General features: G+C 49.0%; 6 protein-coding genes. All 6 read right to left on the bottom strand.

Annotated elements, in window-relative coordinates:
- Positions 1–1,760: carbamoyl-phosphate synthase large subunit (carB, locus tag B2X00_RS12255; protein WP_290487940.1), on the bottom strand; the 1,760-nt coding region annotated here is incomplete at its 3' end.
- A gap of 29 nt (positions 1,761–1,789) precedes the next feature.
- Positions 1,790–2,935, bottom strand: a complete 1,146-nt coding sequence (gene carA, locus B2X00_RS12250) for a glutamine-hydrolyzing carbamoyl-phosphate synthase small subunit (protein WP_290487939.1) — start codon at positions 2,933–2,935, stop codon at positions 1,790–1,792.
- Positions 2,936–3,100: 165 nt separating this feature from the next.
- Positions 3,101–3,889 carry a 4-hydroxy-tetrahydrodipicolinate reductase gene (gene dapB, locus B2X00_RS12245; RefSeq protein ID WP_290487938.1) on the bottom strand — a complete coding sequence of 263 codons (789 nt, stop codon included), beginning with the start codon at positions 3,887–3,889 and terminating at the stop codon, positions 3,101–3,103.
- The gene (locus B2X00_RS12240) at positions 3,886–5,124 is read right to left on the bottom strand and encodes a dicarboxylate/amino acid:cation symporter (RefSeq protein ID WP_290487937.1); all 1,239 of its coding nucleotides are present in this window, start codon (positions 5,122–5,124) and stop codon (positions 3,886–3,888) included. Before B2X00_RS12240 ends, dapB begins: the two co-directional genes overlap by 4 nt.
- A 124-nt stretch (positions 5,125–5,248) precedes the next feature.
- Positions 5,249–6,064 carry a M48 family metallopeptidase gene (locus tag B2X00_RS12235; RefSeq protein ID WP_290487936.1) on the bottom strand — a complete coding sequence of 272 codons (816 nt, stop codon included), beginning with the start codon at positions 6,062–6,064 and terminating at the stop codon, positions 5,249–5,251.
- Between the two features lie 50 nt (positions 6,065–6,114).
- Positions 6,115–7,263, bottom strand: coding sequence for a molecular chaperone DnaJ (gene dnaJ, locus B2X00_RS12230; protein WP_071463544.1), 1,149 nt, complete (start codon positions 7,261–7,263; stop codon positions 6,115–6,117).
- Positions 7,264–7,416: the final 153 nt, after the last annotated feature.

Below are 7,416 nucleotides of genomic sequence, written 5' to 3'. Positions count from 1 at the left end.
GCCAGAGCCGCGTGCACACAGCAATAGTCAAATTCAATCCCCTGACCAATGCGATTTGGACCGCCACCGATCACCATGATTTTGTCGCGATCCGAAACGTCTGCTTCGCATTCTTCATCATAGCTTGAATACATATAGGCAGTGCTTGAGGCAAACTCAGCAGCGCAGGTGTCAACCCGTTTATAAACCGGATGAATCCCTAACTTATGGCGACGCTTACGCACTTCTGACTCGCTGACATGCAGTACATCAGCAATACGTTCATCAGAGAAGCCTCGACGTTTAAGTGCCCGCATAACATGTTCATTCATGCCTGCGAGTCCCAATGCATCCAGCTCTTCTTCAAGCTTGATAAGCTCTTCAATTTGAATCAGATACCATTCGTCAATACGAGTGAGTTCAAACACTTCTCGAACAGTCATGCCTAAACGGAATGCATCGCCAATATACCAAATTCGCTCCGCACCCGGCTCTTTTAACTCGCGAATCACTTTGCCGCGCGCTTCATCGCTGCTTAAATCGACCATACTATCAAAGCCATTGGCGCCCAGTTCAAGGCCGCGCAATGCTTTTTGCATCGATTCTTGGAAGTTACGACCAATCGCCATCACCTCACCCACCGATTTCATCTGAGTGGTTAAGCGATCGTTACAGTTAGCGAACTTCTCAAAGTTAAAACGAGGGATCTTAGTCACAACGTAATCTAACGCCGGTTCAAACGATGCAGGCGTCACACCGCCCGTAATTTCGTTCTCGAGTTCATCCAGCGTATAGCCCACCGCAAGCTTGGCGGCAACTTTCGCAATTGGGAAGCCTGTTGCTTTCGAGGCGAGCGCTGACGAACGCGACACGCGTGGATTCATTTCAATGATCACCATGCGGCCGGTATCAGGGTTCAAGCCAAATTGTACGTTTGAGCCACCTGTCTCAACACCGATCTCACGCAACACCGCCATTGCTGCATCACGCATCAACTGAAACTCTTTGTCCGTTAATGTTTGAGCCGGCGCAACGGTGATCGAGTCGCCAGTATGAATACCCATTGGATCAAAGTTTTCAATGGTACATACGATAATGCAGTTGTCGCTTTTATCACGAACCACTTCCATTTCGTATTCTTTCCAGCCTAACAGCGATTCATCAATCAGTAGTTCGTTAGTGGGCGATAAATCCAGACCGCGTCGACAAATTTCCTCAAATTCTTCACGGTTGTAAGCGATACCACCACCGCTACCCCCCATGGTAAACGATGGGCGGATAATGCATGGGAAACCGAGACGGTCAAGTACGTCAAAAGCTTCTTCCATGCTATGCGCCATTTCAGCATTCGGCGTCTCTAAACCAATCTTTTTCATCGCTTTGTCGAAGCGGTCGCGGTTTTCCGCTTTATCGATAGCATCGGCATTGGCGCCAATCATTTCAACTTTAAATCGATCTAAGACACCATGGCGGTCAAGATCAAGCGCACAGTTCAGTGCAGTTTGACCGCCCATGGTTGGTAGAATCGCGTCTGGACGTTCACGTTCGATAATTTTTTCTACGACTTCCCAGTGAATCGGCTCGATATATGTCGCATCGGCCATTTCTGGATCAGTCATGATCGTCGCCGGGTTCGAGTTCACCAAAATCACTCGGTAACCCTCTTCGCGCAGCGCCTTACATGCCTGTGCACCCGAGTAATCAAACTCACAGGCTTGACCGATAACTATCGGTCCTGCACCAAGAATCAGAATGCTTTTTATGTCAGTACGTTTTGGCATAGTTTCGTTCTATCCTTTGCTGCACTCATTTAAGCGCGTGCTTGCATTAATTCGATAAAGTGATCAAAGAGCGCATCTGCATCATGCGGGCCTGGACTCGCTTCCGGATGCCCTTGGAAGCTAAATGCGGGCTTATCAGTTCTGCGCATGCCTTGCAGGGTGCCATCAAACAATGACACGTGAGTCACCTCAATAGTATCCGGCAAGCTCGTCTCGTCTACCGCAAAACCGTGGTTTTGACTGGTAATCATCACGCGCTTAGTGCGTACGTCTTGTACCGGGTGGTTTGCACCGTGGTGACCAAACTTCATCTTGCTCGATTTTGCCCCACTGGCGATGCCCAGTAATTGGTGACCCAAACAGATACCAAAAATAGGGATGTCTTTATCGAGTAACGTTTTAATCGCTTCAATCGCATAGTCGCAAGGTTCTGGGTCACCCGGTCCATTGGATAAGAAGACTCCATCTGGGTTTAACGCCATCACCTCATCGGCAGACGTTTGTGCCGGTACCACCGTGATGCGACAGCCGCGATCCGCGAGCAGTCTTAGAATATTTTGTTTGCAGCCATAGTCGTATGCAACGACATGAAATTTGTCTTGCGCAGGTGAGGTATGTCCTTCGCCAAGTTGCCAGCTTCCCTCGGTCCAAGCATGCGTTTCTTTGCACGACACAACTTTAGCCAAATCCATCCCTTTAAGGCCTGGAAACTCGCGGGCTAACTTCAACGCTTTTTCCTCGTCGATGGCTCCGGCCATAATGCAACCATTTTGCGCACCTTTTTCGCGCAAAATCCGCGTCAGCTTACGTGTATCAATATCAGCGATACCCACGACATTCTGACGTTGCAAATATTCTGTCAAAGTCTCTTGTTTACGAAAGCTACTGGCTTTTAAAGCATTATCACGAATGATCAAGCCCTTCGCCCAAACTTCGGGGGATTCTTCATCTTCGTTGTTGGTGCCAGTATTGCCAATGTGGGGGTATGTCAGGGTGACGAGTTGTTCAGTGTATGAGGGGTCAGTTAGAATTTCTTGGTAGCCTGTCATGGCTGTATTAAAGACGACTTCTCCAACAGCGGAGCCTTCGGCTCCAATCGCTGTGCCATGAAAGATGGTGCCGTCGGCTAACACCAGTATGGCTCGGTTAGCGGATTGACTCGCTAAAATACTCAAGGGCAACCTCCGTACATAAAAAAACGGGTGAATCAATACAAAGTTGACTTCCCCGTTTAAGGTCCTTACCGCGCGTTCTTTGCTCACTGAAATTAGCAGATGACTAACATCAGGCAAATTGACCGTATTGTACGTGTTTTTTTACGCAGCGTCCAGCGCTGTTTTTTAATCCAATAGTTGCGCCAGTTGCTTTTTTAAGTCCAGCACATCAGCCATTTGATAGCACTCGCCTGGCGCCTGAGCCTTCAACCACTGTGCCGCGCGCAATGCGCCTTCAGCAAAGATGCGACGGTCACTCACGCGATGTGATAATTCAATGCGCTCACCGGCCTGTGCCAACCAAACTTGATGCTCTCCGACGATATCTGCGGCACGTAGTACACTGAACCCTATGCCCTGTTCGCTGCGCTCGCCTTCACCACGGATGCCATCGTTAACGGTCTCAAATGTTACCTTTCTGCCCATCGCAGCGGCCTCGCCGAGCGCTAAAGCAGTGCCTGATGGCCCATCCTTTTTATGTCGATGGTGCGCCTCAAAAATTTCAATGTCTGCGTCTTTAAACGCGCCTGCTGCGATGCGCGTTAATTGCTCCATCAGTGCCACCCCCAAACTCGTGTTACGCGCATGTAGTGTGGCCACTTTTTGCGCCGTGTCCCGAAGCAGTTGCTGTTGCGCGGCATCGAGCCCGGTAATGCAGACCACAATCGGACACTGATGGTTTTGTGCATACTCCAGGTTTTCTTCCAGCGCAGAGGGTAGGCTAAAGTCAATTAATACATCGGGTGCATCATTCACCTCTGACACATGATGATAGTGAGTTTGCCCAATGGGGTTACCGAGCGAACGACTCTGCTTACTGACGAACGCATGCGACACATCAAAGCCATAAGCCTCGGCATACTTAATAATTTGTTGTCCCATACGCCCACTGGCGCCCAATACACCTAATTTCATGCGCTCTCTCTAGCTTCCTGATAAGGGTTGTTATCCTGCAATAAGTTTTCGCTACGCGCAACTACGCGTGCCACCATCATGTCACCGGTGACATTGGTCATGGTACGCGCCATGTCGATGATACGGTCAATTGCGGCAATAAAAGCGATTCCTTCGAGCGGTAAGCCAACAGCGTTTAACGTCACCGTTAACATCACTAATGCAGTACCCGGCACCCCTGCCGTTCCAACTGACGCTAGGGTCGCTGTCATCATGATCAAGCCATAGTCCATCCAATCGAGTGGAATGCCGTACAGATTAGCAATAAAAATGCTTGCCACGGCGGGATAAATTCCGCCACAACCGTCCATATTAATGGTGGCTCCGAGCGGCAACACAAAACTCGCATAGTCTTTTGACACGCCCAAACGTTCAGTGACCGCACGGTGTGCCGCTGGCAAGGAACCAAATGAACTACACGTCGTGAAGGCAACGACTTGTGCATCAAACACGGCTCGGAAAAATTGCCAAGCACTCATGCCCCCCATGGTACGGACAAAGCCACCGTAAACCACCACAATGTGAATCAGCACCGCTAAATAGACCACGCCAACGAATTTGGCCAAAGGCAATAAACTTGCAATGCCGTATTCGCCGATCACCCATGCCATCAAGCCTAAAACGCCAAGCGGTGTAAGTTGCAAGACCATGCGAGTGACCTGGTACATCACCTCAGCGCCCGATTTAATCACTCGACGCACGGGTTCAGCAGGTTCGCCCAGCTTCTGTATTGCAACACCGATGATTGCTGCAAAGACAACGATTTGAAGCACATTGCCTTCGCTAAGTGCGGCAAATGGATTGGTTGGCACAAAGTTAAGTAGTACCTGAGAAACGCTTGGAATGACTTTCTCGGTTTGCTCTGTTGCAGTAAGCGCCTGCGCTGGACTCATATCAATTAAGGTGCCCAACGCCAAACCGATAGCACTGGCTATAATGGCCGTCAGCATAAACATGCCTATCGTTTTGGCTCCCAAGCGTCCAAGCTTTTGACCATCATTCAAATCGGTAATCGCACTGACGATCGCGCAAAAAATAAGAGGCGCCACTAGCATTTTTATTGCACGGATAAACAAGTCACCTAACGGCTTAAGCGCTTGCCCTGCATCTGGAAAAAACGCCCCTATCAGCGCACCTAACACAAATGCACCCAGTACGCGTTGCCAAAATGGAATATTGAACCAGAATTTAAACATAAAACGTCCGCGTTAAGAAAAATGCGGATAATTTAGCGTCGATCAGTCGGTCGCCGAAAGAAAATTTTTGACTAGCATATAACTAAAAGACCAAGCCAAAGCAGATTTGGCTTGGTCTTATCAATCACGAAGCAGGCTTCTGACAGGTCGGGTTGCGACCTTGTTGATGGGCTTGTTGTACTCGCGAACTTAAGCTAGGCGCATAGTCTTCTATAGCATCAATACGCGTTTGCGGTGATGGGTGCGTTGATAGTAATTCTGGCGGAGCGCCTTTCGATTGCTTCGCCATGTTACGCCATAGGTCAGCAGCTTCAATCGGCTTAAAACCTGCGTCTGCCATATAGTCGAGTCCCAACTGATCGGCTTCAGACTCATGTGTTCGGCTATAAGGCAATAGAATCCCGACTTGTGCACCAATACCGAGTGCACTCATCAGTAACGCTGCGTTTTCACTCTCCAACTCTTGGTTGGCGAAAATCGCGCCGAGTTGCAAGCCTGCGCCCACGGCCATGTTACTCGATACACGCTCATTACTATGCTGCGCAATCACGTGACCAATCTCATGACCAATTACAGCAGCTAATTGATGTTGGTTTTCTGCAACATCTAACAAGCCACGATAAACGCCAATGTTGTTACCCGGTAGTGCGAAGGCATTTACGGTATCTTGATCGAATACAGTGATTTCCCAATCCGCCTTGCTATAAGGTTCAGGTAATACGTCAATCAGTGCGTGACTTACGCATTGGACGTACGCATTAATAGCGGGATCGTCACTAATCGGCGTTTCAGCTTTCATCTGCTCATAGGACTGCTCACCCATCTGGTTTAGCTGACCTTCAGGCAAAAAAGCTAACTGAGAACGTCCTGTGGGCGATTTTGAGCAACTGACTACTGTCATGGTCGCCAGCGTCAACGCCGCTATTTTCCAAGCCCGCATAATGCCTCCTTTAGGCAAACAATAATGACTTTGTACTAACGATATTAGCCTTAGCTACGCAAGTCATCAAAAAATTGTTTAACACCGTCGAAGAAACCTTTTTCTTTCGGTCTGAACTTGGCTGCTTCATCTCCTTGCCCCATCGAACTCTCAAGTTCATCGAGCAATTCACGTTGACGTGACGATAAATTGACCGGCGTTTCGATAACTACTTTACAAATGAGGTCACCGACGGCACCCGTACGAACTGACTTAACCCCTTTGCCACGTAAACGGAAGTGTTTGCCCGTTTGAGTCTCTTTCGGCACTTTCAGTTTAACTTTACCTTCTAGGGTCGGGACTTCAATTTCTCCACCTAGCGCCGCTTTGGTAAAGCTCACTGGTACTTCGCAGTATAAATTGTTGCCATCACGCGCAAAGATAGGATGTTCACGTACATGCACCTGAACATACAAGTCACCTGCTGGAGCGCCTTTTTCGCCTGCTTCACCTTCGTTCGCTAAACGAATACGGTCGCCGGTATCCACGCCCGCAGGAATTTTGACCGAAAGCTTTTTCGTTTTTTCTACGCGACCCTGACCATGACAGGTGTTACATGGATCTTTGATGATAGACCCCGTGCCACGACAATGAGGACATGCCTGCTGCACTGCGAAAAAGCCCTGACGCATTTGAATTTGACCGGAACCGTGACAATGACCACAGGTCTCTGGTCGGGTGCCTTTTTTCGCACCTGAGCCGTCGCAGTCACCACACTCAACCATGGTCGGAATCTGCAATTCGACTTCTTTGCCCTTCACCGCATCTTCTAACGACATTTCTAGGTTGTAACGCAAGTCCGCTCCGCGCTGAGGACGCGCTTGCTGACGACGACCGCCACCAAAGATATCGCCAAATACATCGCCAAAGATATCAGCAAAATCGGCACCGCCGCCACCGAAACCACCGGCGCCAGCCCCGCCACCTTGGCGCGCCTGTTGAAACGCTTCGTGCCCATATTGATCATACATCTGACGTTTTTGTGGATCCGATAGCACTTCGTAAGCCTGTTTAATTTCCTTAAACTTGGCTTCTAGTTCTTTATCACCTTTCGTGCGGTCGGGGTGATATTTCATCGCCATCCGCTTGTAGGCTTTCTTAATATCTCTCTCATCGGCGTCTTTGCCGACGCCTAAAATCTGATAATAATCCTGCGCCATAACCGTAATCTTCTTTTGTGATTTAACACCTGTCTAAAATAAATACACGGGCATTACCTTTCGGCAACACCCGTGTTGATATCGAAGTTGCCTAATTCAGCTTACTTCTTATCGTCGTCTTTCACTTCCTCAAACTCAGCGTCAACAACGTCA

It is taken from the genome of Idiomarina sp. UBA3162, assembly GCF_002364475.1.
Lineage (GTDB): Bacteria > Pseudomonadota > Gammaproteobacteria > Enterobacterales > Alteromonadaceae > Idiomarina.
This window is presented reverse-complemented; position numbering and strand designations above follow the sequence as displayed.

Bases quoted from the DNA above. Each gene is read 5' to 3' on its own strand.
- dapB (WP_290487938.1), bottom strand. From the start codon at position 3,889: ATGAAATTAGGTGTATTGGGCGCCAGTGGGCGTATGGGACAACAAATT.
- B2X00_RS12240 (WP_290487937.1), bottom strand. From the start codon at position 5,124: ATGTTTAAATTCTGGTTCAATATTCCATTTTGGCAACGCGTACTGGGT.
- B2X00_RS12235 (WP_290487936.1), bottom strand. From the start codon at position 6,064: ATGCGGGCTTGGAAAATAGCGGCGTTGACGCTGGCGACCATGACAGTA.
- dnaJ (WP_071463544.1), bottom strand. From the start codon at position 7,263: ATGGCGCAGGATTATTATCAGATTTTAGGCGTCGGCAAAGACGCCGAT.